This is a genomic window from Saccharopolyspora antimicrobica (genome assembly GCF_003635025.1).
Lineage (GTDB): Bacteria > Actinomycetota > Actinomycetes > Mycobacteriales > Pseudonocardiaceae > Saccharopolyspora > Saccharopolyspora antimicrobica.
Window position 1 is genome coordinate 7,931,691 of record NZ_RBXX01000002.1, and the last position, 14,851, is coordinate 7,946,541.

Sequence of the window (14,851 nt, forward strand, 5' to 3'; positions counted from 1 at the left end):
CCACGGTGAGGAGGGGCTCTGATGCCACGCGAATCGGACAAGCACGGACCTCGCAAGGACGACGAGCTCGAGAAGGAGCTCGAGGGGTACCTCCGCAGCGGCCACCCCACGCGGGCCGATGAGTCGCTCGAGGCGGAACCGCCCGCCGACGACGACCCGGAGACCGACGTGCGGCCCCCGCCACCCCCGCCACCGGACCGAGAAGAGTCCTGACCACGACCCGGCCGCGCTCGCCCGGTGGTTGCACACGCAGCCACCGGGCTGTTTCGTGTTCCACCGAGGTTGGTGATTTTTGCACCGCGCAGTTCCCGCGGTCAGTTCTGACGTGCGCTCCGCCTCATCTCGCCGCCGCGCCCTTCGCGCAGGTCAGCGAGGTGGCTACCGTGAGGGCCAGCTGTCCCCGAACAGCGAGAAAGCGAGGTCCCGACTTGTCCGCGGCCCTCTCCCCGATCATCAGGGCCACCGCGCACTGGCTCGCCAATGCCTACCCCGCGCCCGCCGACGGAGCCCTCAGCCGTGCGCTGGTGCAGGCCCAAGCCGACCAGGCGGTGACCGCAGCGGCCTGGTTGCGCTACCCGACGCCCGTCGACACCGACCTCGTGCTGATCGCCGGTCCAGGTGGCTCCAGCCGCCTGGACGTGCTGATCGCGGGCAACGCGACTGCTCCCGGCGCGGAGGACCACGCGTGGCGGACCTGGGTCGACGAGGTCGTCGCGAGCTGGGCGGCCTGCCTGCTCGGCGAACCGCCCTTGGCGGCGAAGGCGGTCGACGTGCTCGTCTCCCGCAACGGCCCGGCCGCCCCGGACCACTTCCGCCGGCTCACCTCGCCCAGCGAGCGGGAGCTGGACGCAGCTGCCCTGCTCCGGCACCCCGACCTGCTGGCTCCGCTGGCCGAGTTGCACCGCCGCTCGCTCCACGAAGCCCTGAGCACCAGCGGAGCGGTCACCCCTTGAGAAGCGGTCCCTCCCGATCGGGATAGCGGACACCTCGACGGGGTAGGCCCCAGGCGTGGGAGACCGGACGAAGAACATCGCCGTCCTCGGTCTGGACGAGCGAAACCTGATGCTGCTGCGGGAGATCGCGCGCTCCGAGCCGTACCGGTTCCACGCCTTGCTGACGAAGGAAGAGCTGATGCTGGGCGACGTCTCGCTCGCCCGCCTGCTCGACGAGGCGCAGGCCCGGCTCGGCTCCTTCGAGTTCCCGGTGGACGCGATCGTCGGTTACTGGGACTTCCCCGTCAGCTCCATGGTCCCGGTCCTGTGCACCCGCTCGGGCCTGCCGGGCCCGAGCCTCGAATCGGTGGTCAAGTGCGAGCACAAGTACTGGAGCCGGCTCGAGCAGCGCAAGGTCACCGATTCCCACCCGGGCTTCGGGATCATCGACCTCGACGATCCGCATCCGCCGCCCGGCCTGTCGTTCCCGATGTGGGTGAAGCCGGTCAAGTCGTTCTGCTCGGACCTCGCGTTCAAGGTGAAAGATCCCGACGAGCTGGCGGAAGCGGCCACCGAGATCCGCCGGGGCGCGTGCCGGGTGGGCGAAGCCTTCGACTTCCTGCTCTCCATGCTCGAGCTGCCGCCGGAGATCGCCAAGATCGGCGGCCTGGCGTGCCTGGCCGAGGAGGAGGTCGGCGGTGTTCAGGTCACGGCCGAGGGCTACTGCGCCGACGCGGAACCGCGGGTGTACGGAGTCGTCGATTCCCTGTGCTACCCGGGCTCCTCCAGCTTCCTCCGCTACCAGTACCCGTCCCAGCTGCCCGCGGACGTCCAGGAGCGGATCGCGGCGATCTCCAGAAACGTCATCCGCCAGATCGGCCTGTCCTCCGCGGCCTTCAACATCGAGTACTTCTGGGATCCGGACCAGGACAAGCTCAACATCCTGGAGATCAACCCGCGCCTGTCCCAGTCCCACGCCCCGCTGTTCAAGTTCGTCGACGGAGCTCCCAACCACCTGTGCATGGTCAAGCTCGCGCTGGGCGAGGAACCGTTCATGCCGCATCGCCAGGGCGACTTCGCCGTGGCGGCGAAGTGGTTCCTGCGGACCTTCGCCGACGCCGTGGTGCGGAGCGTGCCGTCGGAGGAGGACGTCGAGCGCCTCCGGAGCACGTTCCCCGAGGCGATCGTGGACGTCGTCGCCGACCGAGGACACCGCCTTTCGGACTTGCACGGGCAGGACAGCTACAGCTTCGAGCTCGCCGACCTCTACCTCGCGGCGCAGGACGAGGGCGAGCTGATCCGCAAGTACCGGCGCTGCCTGGAGATGCTGCCGTTCTCCCTGGCGGAGATTCACGATTCCGACTGCAGCCGGTCGTAGCACAGCTGCAGGAAATCGGCGCCGGCGAGAACGGAGAACGTGGTCGCCACCGTCCGCGTGAGCCGCGGTGCGAAGACCATGCCGATCATGAACGCGGTGGCGATCCAGAGGTCCAAGCAGAACGGGCAGGTGACCAGCTCCCCGACCGCGTGCCGCAGCTGGCTCGGTTTGCGGACCTCCTCGACGACCTCCGAGGGGCCGGACTGCCCGGCGTACCGCGCGAACGGAGAACGCAGCGGACTCGTCACGGCGTCCTTGGTCAGCGTCCGGGACACCTTGTGCGTGCCGACCATCAGCAGCACCACGTCGAACCCGGACAGCGACGACGGCAGCCTCCGCCCGGCACCGCGAGCGACGCCCGCGGCCCCGGAGACGACCGCGACGAACGCGCCCATCACGACCAGGTAGCCGCTCAGCGGCCGTTGCGCGCCGTCCCGGTACTGGTCCGCCTGTTCCTTGCCCGCACTCGCCCCGGGTGGTTGATCAGCACTCATGCTTCGCTCCGCGCAGCTCCGGACCACGGCGAGATCGCCGTTCGGACGGTCCAGGGGTTCCCACCCGGTGTCCTCGCCATTCCTCCGAGATCCACCGACGTTTGGGGCGGTGGATCCGGCGGGAACGCATTGGGAGAGAGGAAACCCGATCTGTTGGAGCGTGTCATGACCGACAAGCCGAGCAGCCCCGTCAAGGACAAGAACTACAACCTGATCACGGTGCTGCAGGAGTCGCTGCAACACGTCTGGATCATGGAGACCTACATCGCGGACGCCGAGAAGCAGGGCGACGAAGAACTCGCCGAGTGGTTCCGCAAGATCCAGCACAACAACCACAAGGCAGGGGAACAGGGCAAGGAACTCCTGCAGAAGCGCCTCAAGGACGAGAACGCTTGAGGCACCTGGTCAGCGGCACCTGATGTGCGCGGCCGCGAGCCGCTGCTCGTCCTCGCCGGATCCCGCGGCAGCCGTGCAGTAGGGCGAGCTGGTCGGCGGCACCTGGTGCACGCAGCAGGGTTGCTCGTCGTCCGCCAGCACTGCGAGTTCGCCGCCGCCTTCGTCACCGACCATGACGAAGGCGGCGGCGAACGCTTGCGCCTCGGTGGGCAGCGGAGCCGCTGCCTGCACCTTGGCCGGGCTCAGGATCTTCCACCAGCCGTCGGCCAGCGGCCGGATGTACCACCTGCCCATGTCGCCCGCCCTCCTCAGCAGTCGAACCGGGCGAGCCGGCTCTCCAGACCGTCATCGGAGTTGGGCAGCCGGAACGCGGGAGCCACCGGCGTGCCCGGGTTGCGGCCGCGGATCGCGTCCCGCAGGAACTCCCGCACCGCCTCCGGCGGCGGCAGGATGTTCTCGCCGAGGAATTCCAGCGACACGGTCCGCCCCGCTCCGCCGGCCTCCACTCGCAACGCCCAACCGCTGACCTCGTCCCAGGTCAGCAGCAGCGGGAAGCCGATCAGCGTGGGCACGTGCGAGTGCAGCTGGATGATCACCGTGGCCAGGCCGCCGTCCACGTCGACATCGATCTCGGCGATCTCGTCGCCGAGATCTCCGGCCACGCTCCGGACGTAGTTGACCAGACCGCCGACCGCGCGACTCGTCGTTTCCATCACCGGCCCCTCTCACCGACCGACACCCGCTCGTTCAGGCCATTCCCGTCGATTCGGTTGTTCTCGACCACTGTGGTCGACGGCACCGCGCATGCGACCGGCCCGGCCTCAGCGGCCGGACCAGTCGCAATCAGCGCCACCCCGGAAAACCAGCCGCCCCGCTCGGACGGTGGTTTTCGTCGAGTACCCGCTCGTCGAACGCGCGAAACCCGGCTCGGCTTCGCGGGCACCTCAATCCCCGGCGCGGGATTCCTCCAGCCATCCGGTGTGCACCGGGCCGGCGCGGAGCCGCGGGTCCGCGGTCAGCCTGCGGTGCAGCGAGATGGTGCTGGCGACGCCTCCGACGTGGAACTCGGCCAGCGCCTGCCCCGCTCTGGCGTAGGCCTGCTCGCGGTCTGCTCCCCAGCAGATGAGCTTGGCGATCAGCGAGTCGTAGAACGGGCTGATCCGGTCGCCTCGCACGATTCCGGTGTCCACTCGCACGCCAGGCCCACCGGGCAGGTGCAATGCGGTGATCTCGCCGGGCGTCGGGGCGAAGTCGCGCTCCGGATCCTCGGCGTTGATGCGCATTTCGATCGCGACGCCCCGCCGCTCGACCGAATCCTGCTCCAGGGTCAGTGCCGCGCCACCGGCGATCCTCAGCTGTTCGGCGATGACGTCGACACCGGTGATCGCCTCGGTGATCGGGTGCTCGACCTGGACGCGGGTGTTCATCTCGATGAAGTAGAAGTTCTCGTCGGAATCGACCAGGAACTCCACCGTTCCGGCGTTGCGGTACCCGACGTGACCGGCCAACCGCACCGCGGCCGAGGTGATTGCCTGCCGGGTGCTTTCCCGCAGGTCCGAGGCGGGTGCCTCTTCCAGGAGCTTCTGTCGACGCCGTTGCACGGAGCAGTCCCGCTCGAAGAGGTGCACCACGTTCCCGTGCTCGTCGGCGAGCACCTGCACCTCCACGTGCCGCGCCCCGGGGACCGCGCGCTCGAGGTAGACCGTCCCGTCGCCGAACGCCGAACGCGCCTCGGCTCGTGCCCCGGGCAGCACGTCGACCAGCTCGGCCGCGTCGGCGACCGGCCGGATCCCCCGGCCTCCGCCGCCCGCCGCCGCCTTGACCAGCAGCGGGTACCCGACCTCCTCGGCCACGCGGACGGCGTCCTCCGGATCGTCGACCGGACCGCTTCCCGGCACCACCGGAACGCCGGCGGCCTGCGCGGCACGACGCGCGGCCGCCTTGTCGCCCATCTGCTCCATCGCCGAAGGCGGTGGCCCGACGAACACCAGCCCGGCCTCGACGATCGCCCGGGCGAAAGCGGCGTTCTCCGACAGGAAACCGTAACCGGGGTGCACCGCCTCCACATCGGCGGACCGCGCCGCCTTGAGCAGCGCATCGGAGTCCAAGTAGGACTTCTGCGCGGCGGATCTCCCGATGTGCACCGCCTCGTCGGCGAGCTGGACCCAGCGGGCGTTCTCGTCCGCGTCGGAGTACACCGCGACGGCCTCGACGCCGGCCGCGTGGCAGGCGCGGACGATCCGCACCGCGATCTCGCCGCGGTTGGCCACCAGCACTCTCCGCAGGCCGGTCATGGCTCGTCGACCTCGAACATCGTCTGCCCGACGTCCACCTCGTCGCCGTCGTCCAGCAGGATCTTGCTGACCCGGCAGGACTTGTCGGCCTTCACCTCGTTGAAGGTCTTCATGATCTCGATCAGTGCGATCGTCTGCCCGGCCTCCACGACGCTGCCCGCTTCGATGAACGGCGCCGCATCGGGCGAGGGGCGCCGGTAGAACACCCCCGGCACGTGAGCTTCCACTGTGGACATGAGAACCCCCTGTTCACCGCTGTTCGGCGGACACCGCCGCCCGCGCCTTGTCCAGCCGCACCCGCCGTTCCCGACGGGCGGCCACCGCCGTCTCGACGTCCACCGGCGCGAACCGCACCCGGCCGCCCGTCCTGGCCTGGGCCATGCGGTCCCGGTCGACCGAGATCACCGTGCCGATGGTCGCGTAGCCACCACCGGTCACCGCGTCGTTGAGCAGCACGATCGGTTCGTCGCCGCCCGGAACCTGCACCGAGCCGACCGGATAGCCGAGATCGACGACGTTGGCCTGGTCGCGACCGGCACCGAACGGCTGCTCGCGTTCGACGAACTCCAGCGATCCGCCGCGCAGCCGGTAACCGACGCGATCGGCGTCCTTGGTGACCTTCCACTCCACCTCGACGAACGACGCCAGCGCCCGCTCGGTCAACCGGTAGGCGCACAGCCCGGCCACGAACCGCAGTTCGGTGACATCCGGGAACTCGGCCCGCAGTTCGCCGGGCACTTCCGTCCCCGCCACCGGCGCCTCACCCACGGGTTCTCCCAGCGGCAGCCGGTCGCCACCGGCCAGCGCACGCCCGTGGAAGCCGCCGATGCCGGTGAGCAGGTAGGTCGAGCGCGAGCCCAGGTAGAGCGGCACGTCGATCCCACCGCCCACCGCGACGTAGGGCCGCGCGCCGCCCCGGACCTGCCCGAAGGAAAGCACGTCACCGGCCGACACCCGCAGGGCCGCCCAGGTCGGCGCGGGTTCGCCGTTGATCGCGACGTCGCAGTCCGCACCGGTCACCGCGACGCTGCGCGGATCGGTGAACTCCAGCTCCGGTCCGAGGTAGGTGGCCTCCAGCGCGGCAGCGCCGGGCGGGTTGCCGACCAGCGCGTTGGCCACCGCGAAGGAGTACTGGTCCATCGCTCCCGACGGAGGCATCCCGATGGCGTACTGGCCGTCGCGACCGGTGTCCTGCACCGTCGTGGACAACCCGCCGGAGCGCACGATCAGTTCGTTCACCGGTACAGCACCTCCAGCAGCCGGGTGTTCACCGCGTCGGGATCGGCGAGCAGCTCCGCGGGCAGGAACTCCACCTCGCGGGTCCGGTAGCGGAACTGCCCGGATTCGACCTCGGTGCGGGTGCGGTCGTACTCGTCGCGATCGACGGCCCGGTACCGGAGGACGTCGCTGGGCCGCGGGAAGGCGATGTCGTCGGCGAAGTCCGGCAGCCGCTGCGCCAGGTCGAACACCGGGGCGGGGGCGATCCCGAAGAGCTGGTAGCCGCCGGCGCCGCGCACCGGGTAGACCACGGCGAAAGCCCCGCCGTACCCGAAGGCCCGCTCCGGTGTGTCGGTGCGCGGGCGCACGTACTTGGGCACCTCGATCTGCCGCTCGCGCGGCACCATCTGGTAGCAGAACGGCAGCCCTGGGACGAAACCGAGCATGGTCACCAGGAACGGCGCCGAGGTGATCGCGTCGATCAGCGCCCGGACGTCGGTGAAACCGTTGATGCGGGCGGCGTATTCGAGATCCGTCGCGCTCGGGTCCTGGTGCCGGTCGCGGAACTTCAGCAGCGTCTCCCGGGTCCACGGATCGTCGAAGAGCACCGGCACGTCGACGATGCGGGTCCGCACCGCGTGATCGTCCGGGAGCTGCCCCGCCGAGTGCTCCAGCGCGCGCAGGTGGTCGACCAGATCGGCCGGGTGCAGCCGGTCGGGATCCAGCCTGATCAGGTACGAGGCGTTGGACGGGCAGATGTCGATGATCCCGTCGATGTCCTCGCGCCGCAGCGCCCCGGTGATCGCCATCGCCTTGAGATTGGCCTCCAGGCTCATCTCCTGGTCGAGCTCGACGAAGACGAACTCGTCCCCGCCGTGCTCGTAGCGGGCCGGGGGCAACCGGACTTCCGATGCGCTCACGATCACACCTCCTCGGCCGCCGGGTGCGAGTCGAGGATGCGGTGCGGCACTGCTCGACGCAGAGCGGTCGTGGCTGAACTCGCCCTCTTCGGGTGAGCGCGGCGCGGTGTGGCCCCCTCGCGCCCGGGGAATCCAATTGCCACCGCCCACAGCGACCTGGAGGTGTCGTGTGCGCACGCTCGTAGATTTGAACGCGGATGCCGGGGAGAGCTTCGGCCGGTGGCGACTCGGTGACGACGCCCGCCTCATCCCGCTCGTCACCTCGGTGAACATCGCCTGCGGCTGGCACGCCGGGGATCCGGCGACGATGAGCCGGTCCGTCGAGTTGGCGCTCGCGGGCGGCACTTCGCTCGGCGCGCACCCCGGTTTCCCCGACCTCGTGGGTTTCGGGCGGCGCGCGCTGGTGATGTCCCCGGCCGAAGCCGCCAACGCCTGCCTCTACCAGTTCGGCGCGCTCCGCGCGATCGCCGACGCCCACGGCGCGACCATTGCGCACGTCAAACCGCACGGCGCGCTGTACGGGTTGACGATGAAGGACGAGGGCGTGGCGGAGGCCGTCGTGGAGGCGATCGCCACGGCCGCTCCCGGGGTGCGAGTGGTGCTCATCGCCGGGCCCGTGGCCGATCGGCTCCACGAGCGCGGTTTCCCCGTGGTCCGGGAGGCGTTCGCCGACCTGGACTACGACGACTCCGGGCACATCATCATCGAGCCGGAGCCCCGGCCCAGGTCGCCGCAGCACTGCGCCGACCAGGCGATCGCGGTCCTCCGGGGCGAGGTCACCTCCGCCGCGGGCACCGCGATCGCCGTCGACGCGGACACCATCTGCCTGCACGGCGACCGGCCGAACGCGGTCGAGGTCGCGCAGGCGATCCGCGACCGGTTCGACGCCGAGTGCGTGCGGTTGGCGCCGATGGCCGAGGTCGCGGACCAGCGGGGGTCCGTCAGCCCGCTGGCAGCAGCTGGTCAGACGGGCGGATCCGGGAGTCCGCGAGGTGGTCCCCCTCGGGGCTGAACGGGTGGACGGCCTCCGGGAGGCAGTCGGCCACCAGCAGCGAGTCCACCGCCCGCTCCGCCGGGCCAGCCGAGACCACCGTGGTGCCGTCGGGTGCCCAAATCCCGGAGTTGCCGCGGTACTCCCACTGCCCCCGGTCCGAGGTCTCCCAACCACGCCGGTTCGCGTAGGCCACGAACATCCGCCACACTGCGGCCATCGCCGGGATGATGTGCTCGGTGGCGTCGGGGTAGGGGACCAGCGTCGGTGTGCCGTCGTGCAGCGTGAAGTGCCGGTCGGCGGCAGTGGGTCCGACGATCAGCCGCGCACCGCGCTCGGCGAGGCTCTGGTACAGCGGCGGGAATTCGCACTCATAGCAGTTGAGCACGCCGACCGGGAAGCCGTTCACCTCGACGACCGGCGGCAGGTCGTCCCCGGGCGTGAAGTTCGCGCGTTCCGCGGCCCCGTACAGGTGCGTCTTGCGGTAGTTGGCGCAGAGCAGCCCGCCGACGACGACCGCCACCGAATCGTGCGTGGCACCGGTCTCGGACCGCTCCACGTAGGGCAACACGATCCCCACCCCGTGCTCCTGCGACAGCTCGCGGGCCAGTTCGACGGACGGGCCGTCGCAGGGCTCCGCCAGCAGCCGGCACTCATCGGGGCCGAGCGCGTAGCCGGTGTTAAAGCACTCCGGGAAGACGCAGAGCTGGGTGCGGTAGCCCGCCGCCAACGCGACTGCCTCTTCCATCCTGGCCAGGTTTGTCTTCACCGCATCAGGCGATCCGGCCGGGTTCTCCGCTTGGAAAAGCGACAGCCGCAGCCCGGTTCCTGGCTCCGGCGGCTCGCGGTGGCTCAAGCGGCTGACGATGCGCACAGGACGCATGGCAACTCCTCTCCTGATCAGTTCGCCGCGGTGGCGAATTCCTCAACCGCAGCGGAGAAACGCTCCACTTCTGCCGCGCTGAGATCGCTGCGGACGACGACTCGCATCACTTCGATGTCGGAAAGCTCCCCGGGAAGCGCGTAGACGGGCACCGCCCACCCCCGGTTCGCCAGGTGCATCGCCAATTGCTCCAACTTGAGCTCCGGCCCCGCGGTCAGGGCGATGACCGGCAACTCGCTGCCGTCCGAGAGCAGCCGGAGCCGACCGATGCCGCGCAAGCGATCGGCCAGCTGCCTTGCGAGGGACCGGCAGCGCTCGTGCACGGCGCGGAAACCGGTGAATCCGAACCGGACGAAGTTGTAGTACTGGAGGACCACCGGGGCGGCCGGTCTGGAGAAGCTCAGCTCGTAATGCGTCTCATCGCCACCCAGGTAGTTGACCCGCTGCCCCAGTTCCGGTCGGCGCCAGCTGGCGTCCCGCCACAGCAGCCAGCCCAGTCCGGGCAGCACCAGGCCGGACTTGTGGCCCGAAGCATTGATGGACACCACGCGCGAGAGCTGGAAGTCCCACCGCAGCTCGCTGTCCAAGAACGGCGCGATGAATCCCCCGGAGGCCGCGTCGACGTGGACGGGCACGTCGATCCCGCGCCGCTGCTCGAGCGCGTCGAGCGCCCCGGCGATCTCCCGTACCGGCTCGTAACGTCCGTCCACTGTAGTACCGAGCACGGCGATGACGCCGATGGTTTCCTCATCGCACAGGCCGGCGGCGCTCGGCCCGTCCAAGCCGAGGCGGTCCGGCGCTGCCGGTGCGATGCGCGCCTCCACTCCCCAGTGGCGGCAGAATTTCTGCCAGCAGGCGTGCGCGCTCGCTCCCATGACGAGGTTCGGGCGCAGCCCTTCCGTTCCGGCGCGCGCCTGCCAGCGCCGCAGCAGCGCAGCTCCGGCCAGCAGCGCCGCCTCGCTGGAACCGGTGGTCGCGCTGCCGACCACCCGGCACGCTTCACCGTGCCAGAGCGAACCGATCATCCGCACGCAGTCGTGCACCAGTTCGTCGACCGCCGGGTACTGCTCGCGATCGACCAAGTTGCAGTTCGCGTAGTCGTGGAAGAGCCGCTGGGCCTCCGGGTCGATGGTCGTGGTCAGGAAGGTGGCGAGGTTGCGGGCTGGTGCGCAGTCGCCGCGCAGCCTCTGGCGGACGACTTCGGAGGCCGTCATCGCGTCCAGGCCGGATTGCGGGAACGCATCGCAGCATTCTGGTGAGGACTGTGGCAACGCCACGCTCCCCTCTAGCAGAGCCGACATCGCGTACCCCCTTTCGCTCGTGGTCTGCCGTACGACGGCCACGCTACGAGCGGCGGAGCGCGCGGTGCCATGAACAATTCGGCCCAGCCCTTCCGGACGGGTGCCAGGACCGGGCGGCGTTCGGCTATACGGGTCTACCCGGTCGGCATTCGAGCGATTTGCCCGCCGGGCCGAACTGCTGCGCAGATCGCGTGGCGAAATAAGGGGTGAGCGGTCGACAAACCGGGCACGGGTGCCCCATCTGGACGACCGGGCCGTGCGGGAAGTGGAGGCGCTTGATGGGCCGTGCCGACGAGCGGGCGCTGGACCGCGCGATAGCCGCTCTGCTGCACGAGGCCGTCGAGCACTCCCGCGCGATGCGGCACGTGCTGGGCCATGTGAGCCGGCTCGTCGCGATGCGGGTTCGGCTCGAGCAATCCCACAACGGCGATCGTGACACCCACGTCGCCGTGACCGGCGGAGTGCTCCCGCCGCTGACGAAGCGGGAGGAGGAAGTGCTCGGTCAGTTGATGCGCGGGCTCTCCAACCGGGAGATCGCCCGCACGCTGGGCATCTCCGAGCGCACCGTGAAGAACCACCTACGCAACCTCTTCACGAAGCTCGACGTTGGTGACCGGACATCCGCGGTGGTGAAGGCACTGGGCAGCAACGGGGTCAGCGGGTTCGGCGGTGCGGACTAGTCCGCCTGGACGTGTTGGCCGCCGAGTGGTCCGTTCCGGCGGACCACCGCCCGAGTTTCGGTCGCCGGAGTTGCCGCCAACACTGGTTCGACATCCCACTGCGGGAACCGGTACCAGCGGCGAGGGAGGTGCGCGAGGTGGGCGGAGCAACTGCGGTCGAAGCCGTGGACGGCGACACCGACTTCTGGGCCGATGGTGATTGCCTGCGGTCCGCGCTGCGGGAGGCACCGCCGCGGATCCCACCGCACTTCGGCTACGACGACCTCGGCTCGCAGCTCTTCGAGGAGATCACCGAACTCCCGAACTACTACCTGACCCGAGTGGAAGACCGCCTGATGCGGCGGCACGCCAGCGCGATCGCGGACGCGGTCGGCACACCGTGGGTCGCCGAACTCGGCAGCGGCAGCGGGAAGAAGACGCGGGTGCTGCTCGCCGCGTGCGCCGCCCGGCGGGACACCGCGTACCTGCCGATCGACGTCAGCCACGAGATGCTCGTCTCCAGCGGTGACGCGCTGGCCACCGAGTGCCCGGAGGTGGTCGTGCGGGGCCTGTGGGGCCGGTACGAAGCCGGACTCGAGTGGATCCGCCGCGAGCGGACCTCGGCCGTGACGGCGATGCTGCTGGGGAGCACCCTGGGAAACGCCACCGCGGCCGAACGCCGCGCGCTGATCGCCGAGATCGTGCGCACGCTCGCGCCCGGCGACCGCTTCCTCGTGTCGGCGGACCTGATCAAGCCAGCGGACATCCTCGAACGCTGCTACAACGACCCGCCAGGGCATTCGGCGTTCGCGCGCTTCCGGCTCAACCACCTGACCCACCTCAACCGCCGCTTCGACGGTGATTTCGCGCTCGACCAGTTCTGGGCCGAGGCGCATTTCAACGAGCGGATCCAGGCGGTCGAAGGTCACCTCCACGCCACGTCCGAGCACGTGGCGCGACTGCGCGCGCTGGGCCTCAGCATGGCCTTCCGGGCCGGTGATGTGATCAACGTCGGGATCTCCGCGAAGTTCGACCCGGTGCGCCTCGCCGACGAGATGCGCGAGTTCGGCCTCGTCCCCGGCTCGTGCTGGACGGATGAGCGCTGGCGCTACGGGATCTTCCTGTTCCACCGCCGCTGAGGCTCACCACCGGACGTTTCGCCCGGTCGCCGCTGGGTATGGGGCTTGGCATGCACCTCGTGCGCCCGCCCGGCGTGTACCGGGCAGCCGACGACACATCGCTGCTGGCCGGTGTCATGCGCCGAGGCGGTTACGCCCGTGGCCGCCGCGTGCTGGACCTCGGTTGCGGGACCGGCGCCCTGGCCCTCGCGGCAGCCCGGGCGGGTGCCGCATCGGTCACCGCGGTGGACCTCTCCATCCGCTCGATCGCCGCCACGTGGCTCAACGCCCGTGCGCACCGGGCCTCCGTCGTCGTGCGCCGCGGTGATCTCTTCGAGCCGGTGCGGGGCCAGGTGTTCGATCTCGTGCTGGCCAACCCGCCCTACGTGCCCGCGCCCACTCCGGCGCTCCCCCGCCACCGGATCGCTCGCTGCTGGGACGCCGGTGTGGACGGCAGGCAGGTGCTCGACCGGATCTGCGCCGGGGCCGTCCGGGCGCTCACCCGCGACGGCACGGTCCTGATCGTGCAGTCCGAGGTGTGCGACGAGAGCGCGACCGTGGCGCGCATGCGCGAAGCCGGCCTACGGGCGCAGGTGATCGAGCGGTCGATCGTGCCGTTCGGACCGGTGATGCGAGCGCGCGCCGCACTCCTGGAAGGCCGGGAGCTGGTGGAGCCGGGCCGCCGCGAGGAGGAACTGGTCGTCGTGGAGGCGCGCCGTGCCTGACCGCTCGCCGGCGCGCGTCGAGATCACCGGCGAGGGGCCGGTGCTCATCCACGGCCCGGTCGAGCTGGTCATGCCGGACGGGGTCCGCATCCGGTCCGAACGTGCGGTCACCGCGCTGTGCACCTGCCGGCGGAGTCGCCGCTACCCGATGTGCGACACCAGTCATCGCCGCTGCGCCCGAAATCGTCGGAAGGAATCTGAATGATCGTGTCAAGCCGCAGTGGTAGCGGGTGGTGGCGCGGTTGGTGTGAAGGTCCGGCCGTCGCGCAGCAAGGCCCAGAGCACGTCGACCAGGCGTCGGGCCAGGGCGAGCAGGGCCTGGGTGTGGATCAGTCGCTCACCGCGTTTTTTGTCGTAGAACGTCCGCGAGGGGCCGTTTGCTCGGATGCTGGAGAGGGCGGCCATGTAGAACACCCGGCGCAGCTTGCGGTTGTAGCGCTTGGGGCGGCGGAGGTTACCGGTGACACGCCCGGAGTCCTGCGGGACGGGTACCAGGCCTGCGTAAGAGGCCAGGCGCCCGGAGTTGGCGAAGGCGGCCAGGTCGCCGCCGGTGGCCACGATGAACTCCGCACCCAAGATCGGTCCCAGCCCGGGCAGCGATTCGATGATCTCGGCCTGCGGGTGGGCGCGGAAGCGGTCCTTGATCAGCTTGTCGGTGTCTTTGATTTCCCGGTCCAGGTCGAGCAGTTGCCGGGCCAGGCGGGCGATAAGCACAGCGGTGGTGGTCTCACCGGGCAGCCGCACGGTCTGGGATGCCGCAGCTGCCAAGGTTTTGTCCACCATGGACGGTGTCCCCTTGGCCCACGCGCTGTGGTCGAGCAGATGTCGCGTCAGACCGTGCTCGCCGGCTGCTCGGACGGCATCAGGGGTCTGGTAGCCCGCTACCAGGATCAACGCGCTGCGTGTGGAGTAGTCGAAGGCGCGTTCCAGTGCGGGGAAGATGCTGGTCAGCAGGTCACGCAGGCGGTTGACGCCCCGCACCCAGTCGGCCATCAAGTCCTCCCGGTGGGCGGTCAGCCGGGTCAGTTCGACCACCAATTCGTCTGGTGTGGACAGTTCGGTGAGGTCCGAGCGCATGCGGGCGGTTTCGGCGATGATCCGGGCGTCTTTGGCGTCGGATTTGGCCTCACCGCGGAACACGCCGGTCATGCGATTGACCACCCGGCCGGGCACGTATGCCACTCGTTGGCCGGCGGTGACCAGTACGGCCAACAGCAGCGCGGCGGCGTTGCTGGTCAGATCGACCGCCCACCGCACCTCGGTGGCGGTCTTGTTCGCGCGGGCGATGAGCTGCTCGATCGCGGTCTGGTCGTTGGTCACCTTCTGCGAGAAGACGACCTTGCCTTCGCTATCCATCGCACACGCGTGATGGATGGTCTTGCCCGCGTCGATCCCGACCCAGATCACTGGCCGAACCTTCACGCAAGATCTCCTGTTATCGCAGGTCAACCCCGTGGACAACCCCGCCAACAGGTCCCTAAACAGCGACAGTCCGCATCAGATCTGAATCAGTGGCCAGGGCGTCCAGAACGACAGGGCGGC

General features: G+C 69.9%; 19 protein-coding genes. 9 read left to right on the forward strand and 10 right to left on the reverse strand.

Going from position 1 to position 14,851, the window contains the following annotated elements:
• The first annotated feature begins 21 nt into the window (after window positions 1-21).
• From ATL45_RS37345 to ATL45_RS37355, 3 genes are all read left to right on the forward strand, one after another.
• Window positions 22-213: a hypothetical protein gene (locus tag ATL45_RS37345; RefSeq protein WP_093160156.1), complete on the forward strand. Its 192-nt coding sequence runs from the start codon at window positions 22-24 to the stop codon at window positions 211-213.
• Between the two features lie 215 nt (window positions 214-428).
• Window positions 429-953 carry a hypothetical protein gene (locus ATL45_RS37350; RefSeq protein ID WP_093160153.1) on the forward strand — a complete coding sequence of 175 codons (525 nt, stop codon included), beginning with the start codon at window positions 429-431 and terminating at the stop codon, window positions 951-953.
• Window positions 954-1,008: 55 nt separating this feature from the next.
• Complete coding sequence (locus ATL45_RS37355; protein ID WP_246025760.1) at window positions 1,009-2,310, forward strand: ATP-grasp domain-containing protein; 1,302 nt, start codon at window positions 1,009-1,011, stop codon at window positions 2,308-2,310.
• Here ATL45_RS37355 and ATL45_RS37360 read toward each other — a convergent pair.
• Window positions 2,283-2,804, reverse strand: a complete 522-nt coding sequence (locus ATL45_RS37360; protein WP_093160151.1) for a DUF1360 domain-containing protein — start codon at window positions 2,802-2,804, stop codon at window positions 2,283-2,285. The genes ATL45_RS37355 and ATL45_RS37360 overlap by 28 nt on opposite strands.
• Window positions 2,805-2,969: 165 nt before the next feature.
• On the opposite strand from ATL45_RS37360, the gene ATL45_RS37365 reads away from it, so the two are divergent.
• Window positions 2,970-3,200, forward strand: coding sequence for a hypothetical protein (locus ATL45_RS37365; protein ID WP_093160148.1), 231 nt, complete (start codon window positions 2,970-2,972; stop codon window positions 3,198-3,200).
• Window positions 3,201-3,209: 9 nt separating this feature from the next.
• On the opposite strand, the gene ATL45_RS37370 is transcribed toward ATL45_RS37365, so the two are convergent.
• From ATL45_RS37370 to ATL45_RS37395, 6 genes are all read right to left on the reverse strand, one after another.
• Window positions 3,210-3,494, reverse strand: a complete 285-nt coding sequence (locus ATL45_RS37370; RefSeq protein ID WP_093160146.1) for a DUF2188 domain-containing protein — start codon at window positions 3,492-3,494, stop codon at window positions 3,210-3,212.
• Window positions 3,495-3,508: 14 nt separating this feature from the next.
• Entirely contained in the window at window positions 3,509-3,913 is a 405-nt protein-coding gene (locus tag ATL45_RS37375; protein ID WP_093160143.1) for a DUF6292 family protein, read from the reverse strand.
• Window positions 3,914-4,144: 231 nt separating this feature from the next.
• Window positions 4,145-5,494 (reverse strand): acetyl-CoA carboxylase biotin carboxylase subunit, encoded by a 1,350-nt coding sequence (locus ATL45_RS37380; protein WP_093160141.1) that lies wholly within the window; start codon window positions 5,492-5,494, stop codon window positions 4,145-4,147.
• Window positions 5,491-5,730, reverse strand: a complete 240-nt coding sequence (locus ATL45_RS37385; RefSeq protein ID WP_093160138.1) for an acetyl-CoA carboxylase — start codon at window positions 5,728-5,730, stop codon at window positions 5,491-5,493. Before ATL45_RS37385 ends, ATL45_RS37380 begins: the two co-directional genes overlap by 4 nt.
• A gap of 13 nt (window positions 5,731-5,743) precedes the next feature.
• Window positions 5,744-6,733: a 5-oxoprolinase subunit C family protein gene (locus ATL45_RS37390; protein ID WP_093160135.1), complete on the reverse strand. Its 990-nt coding sequence runs from the start codon at window positions 6,731-6,733 to the stop codon at window positions 5,744-5,746.
• Window positions 6,730-7,632 carry a 5-oxoprolinase subunit B family protein gene (locus tag ATL45_RS37395; protein WP_093160286.1) on the reverse strand — a complete coding sequence of 301 codons (903 nt, stop codon included), beginning with the start codon at window positions 7,630-7,632 and terminating at the stop codon, window positions 6,730-6,732. Before ATL45_RS37395 ends, ATL45_RS37390 begins: the two co-directional genes overlap by 4 nt.
• Window positions 7,633-7,801: 169 nt before the next feature.
• Here ATL45_RS37395 and ATL45_RS37400 point away from each other — a divergent pair, with 169 nt between their 5' ends.
• Window positions 7,802-8,644, forward strand: coding sequence for a LamB/YcsF family protein (locus ATL45_RS37400; protein ID WP_093160133.1), 843 nt, complete (start codon window positions 7,802-7,804; stop codon window positions 8,642-8,644).
• On the opposite strand, the gene ATL45_RS37405 is transcribed toward ATL45_RS37400, so the two are convergent.
• Complete coding sequence (locus ATL45_RS37405; protein ID WP_093160130.1) at window positions 8,574-9,506, reverse strand: nitrilase-related carbon-nitrogen hydrolase; 933 nt, start codon at window positions 9,504-9,506, stop codon at window positions 8,574-8,576. The two genes, ATL45_RS37400 and ATL45_RS37405, sit on opposite strands and share 71 nt — an antisense overlap.
• 17 nt (window positions 9,507-9,523) lie before the next feature.
• Window positions 9,524-10,807 (reverse strand): glutamate decarboxylase, encoded by a 1,284-nt coding sequence (gene gad, locus ATL45_RS37410; RefSeq protein WP_093160128.1) that lies wholly within the window; start codon window positions 10,805-10,807, stop codon window positions 9,524-9,526.
• Between the two features lie 278 nt (window positions 10,808-11,085).
• Here gad and ATL45_RS37415 point away from each other — a divergent pair, with 278 nt between their 5' ends.
• The 4 genes from ATL45_RS37415 (at window position 11,086) to ATL45_RS37430 (ending at window position 13,514) form a co-directional block, all read left to right on the forward strand.
• Window positions 11,086-11,487: a LuxR family transcriptional regulator gene (locus ATL45_RS37415; RefSeq protein WP_093160125.1), complete on the forward strand. Its 402-nt coding sequence runs from the start codon at window positions 11,086-11,088 to the stop codon at window positions 11,485-11,487.
• Between the two features lie 137 nt (window positions 11,488-11,624).
• Window positions 11,625-12,605, forward strand: coding sequence for an L-histidine N(alpha)-methyltransferase (locus ATL45_RS37420; RefSeq protein ID WP_246025762.1), 981 nt, complete (start codon window positions 11,625-11,627; stop codon window positions 12,603-12,605).
• Window positions 12,606-12,655: 50 nt separating this feature from the next.
• The gene (locus ATL45_RS37425; RefSeq protein ID WP_177242116.1) at window positions 12,656-13,309 is read left to right on the forward strand and encodes a HemK2/MTQ2 family protein methyltransferase; all 654 of its coding nucleotides are present in this window, start codon (window positions 12,656-12,658) and stop codon (window positions 13,307-13,309) included.
• Complete coding sequence (locus ATL45_RS37430) at window positions 13,302-13,514, forward strand: CDGSH iron-sulfur domain-containing protein (RefSeq protein WP_121505457.1); 213 nt, start codon at window positions 13,302-13,304, stop codon at window positions 13,512-13,514. Before ATL45_RS37425 ends, ATL45_RS37430 begins: the two co-directional genes overlap by 8 nt.
• A 5-nt stretch (window positions 13,515-13,519) precedes the next feature.
• On the opposite strand, the gene ATL45_RS37435 is transcribed toward ATL45_RS37430, so the two are convergent.
• Window positions 13,520-14,731 carry an IS110 family RNA-guided transposase gene (locus tag ATL45_RS37435; protein WP_093159314.1) on the reverse strand — a complete coding sequence of 404 codons (1,212 nt, stop codon included), beginning with the start codon at window positions 14,729-14,731 and terminating at the stop codon, window positions 13,520-13,522.
• Between the last annotated feature and the right edge of the window lie 120 nt (window positions 14,732-14,851).

What these genes read in the sequence shown, in the direction of transcription:
- ATL45_RS37345 (WP_093160156.1), top strand. Translation starts at nt 22, where the DNA reads ATGCCACGCGAATCGGACAAGCACGGACCTCGCAAGGACGACGAGCTC.
- ATL45_RS37360 (WP_093160151.1), bottom strand. Translation starts at nt 2,804, where the DNA reads ATGAGTGCTGATCAACCACCCGGGGCGAGTGCGGGCAAGGAACAGGCG.
- ATL45_RS37365 (WP_093160148.1), top strand. Translation starts at nt 2,970, where the DNA reads ATGACCGACAAGCCGAGCAGCCCCGTCAAGGACAAGAACTACAACCTG.
- ATL45_RS37370 (WP_093160146.1), bottom strand. Translation starts at nt 3,494, where the DNA reads ATGGGCAGGTGGTACATCCGGCCGCTGGCCGACGGCTGGTGGAAGATC.
- ATL45_RS37375 (WP_093160143.1), bottom strand. Translation starts at nt 3,913, where the DNA reads ATGGAAACGACGAGTCGCGCGGTCGGCGGTCTGGTCAACTACGTCCGG.
- ATL45_RS37380 (WP_093160141.1), bottom strand. Translation starts at nt 5,494, where the DNA reads ATGACCGGCCTGCGGAGAGTGCTGGTGGCCAACCGCGGCGAGATCGCG.
- ATL45_RS37385 (WP_093160138.1), bottom strand. Translation starts at nt 5,730, where the DNA reads ATGTCCACAGTGGAAGCTCACGTGCCGGGGGTGTTCTACCGGCGCCCC.
- ATL45_RS37405 (WP_093160130.1), bottom strand. Translation starts at nt 9,506, where the DNA reads ATGCGTCCTGTGCGCATCGTCAGCCGCTTGAGCCACCGCGAGCCGCCG.
- gad (WP_093160128.1), bottom strand. Translation starts at nt 10,807, where the DNA reads ATGTCGGCTCTGCTAGAGGGGAGCGTGGCGTTGCCACAGTCCTCACCA.
- ATL45_RS37415 (WP_093160125.1), top strand. Translation starts at nt 11,086, where the DNA reads ATGGGCCGTGCCGACGAGCGGGCGCTGGACCGCGCGATAGCCGCTCTG.
- ATL45_RS37425 (WP_177242116.1), top strand. Translation starts at nt 12,656, where the DNA reads ATGCACCTCGTGCGCCCGCCCGGCGTGTACCGGGCAGCCGACGACACA.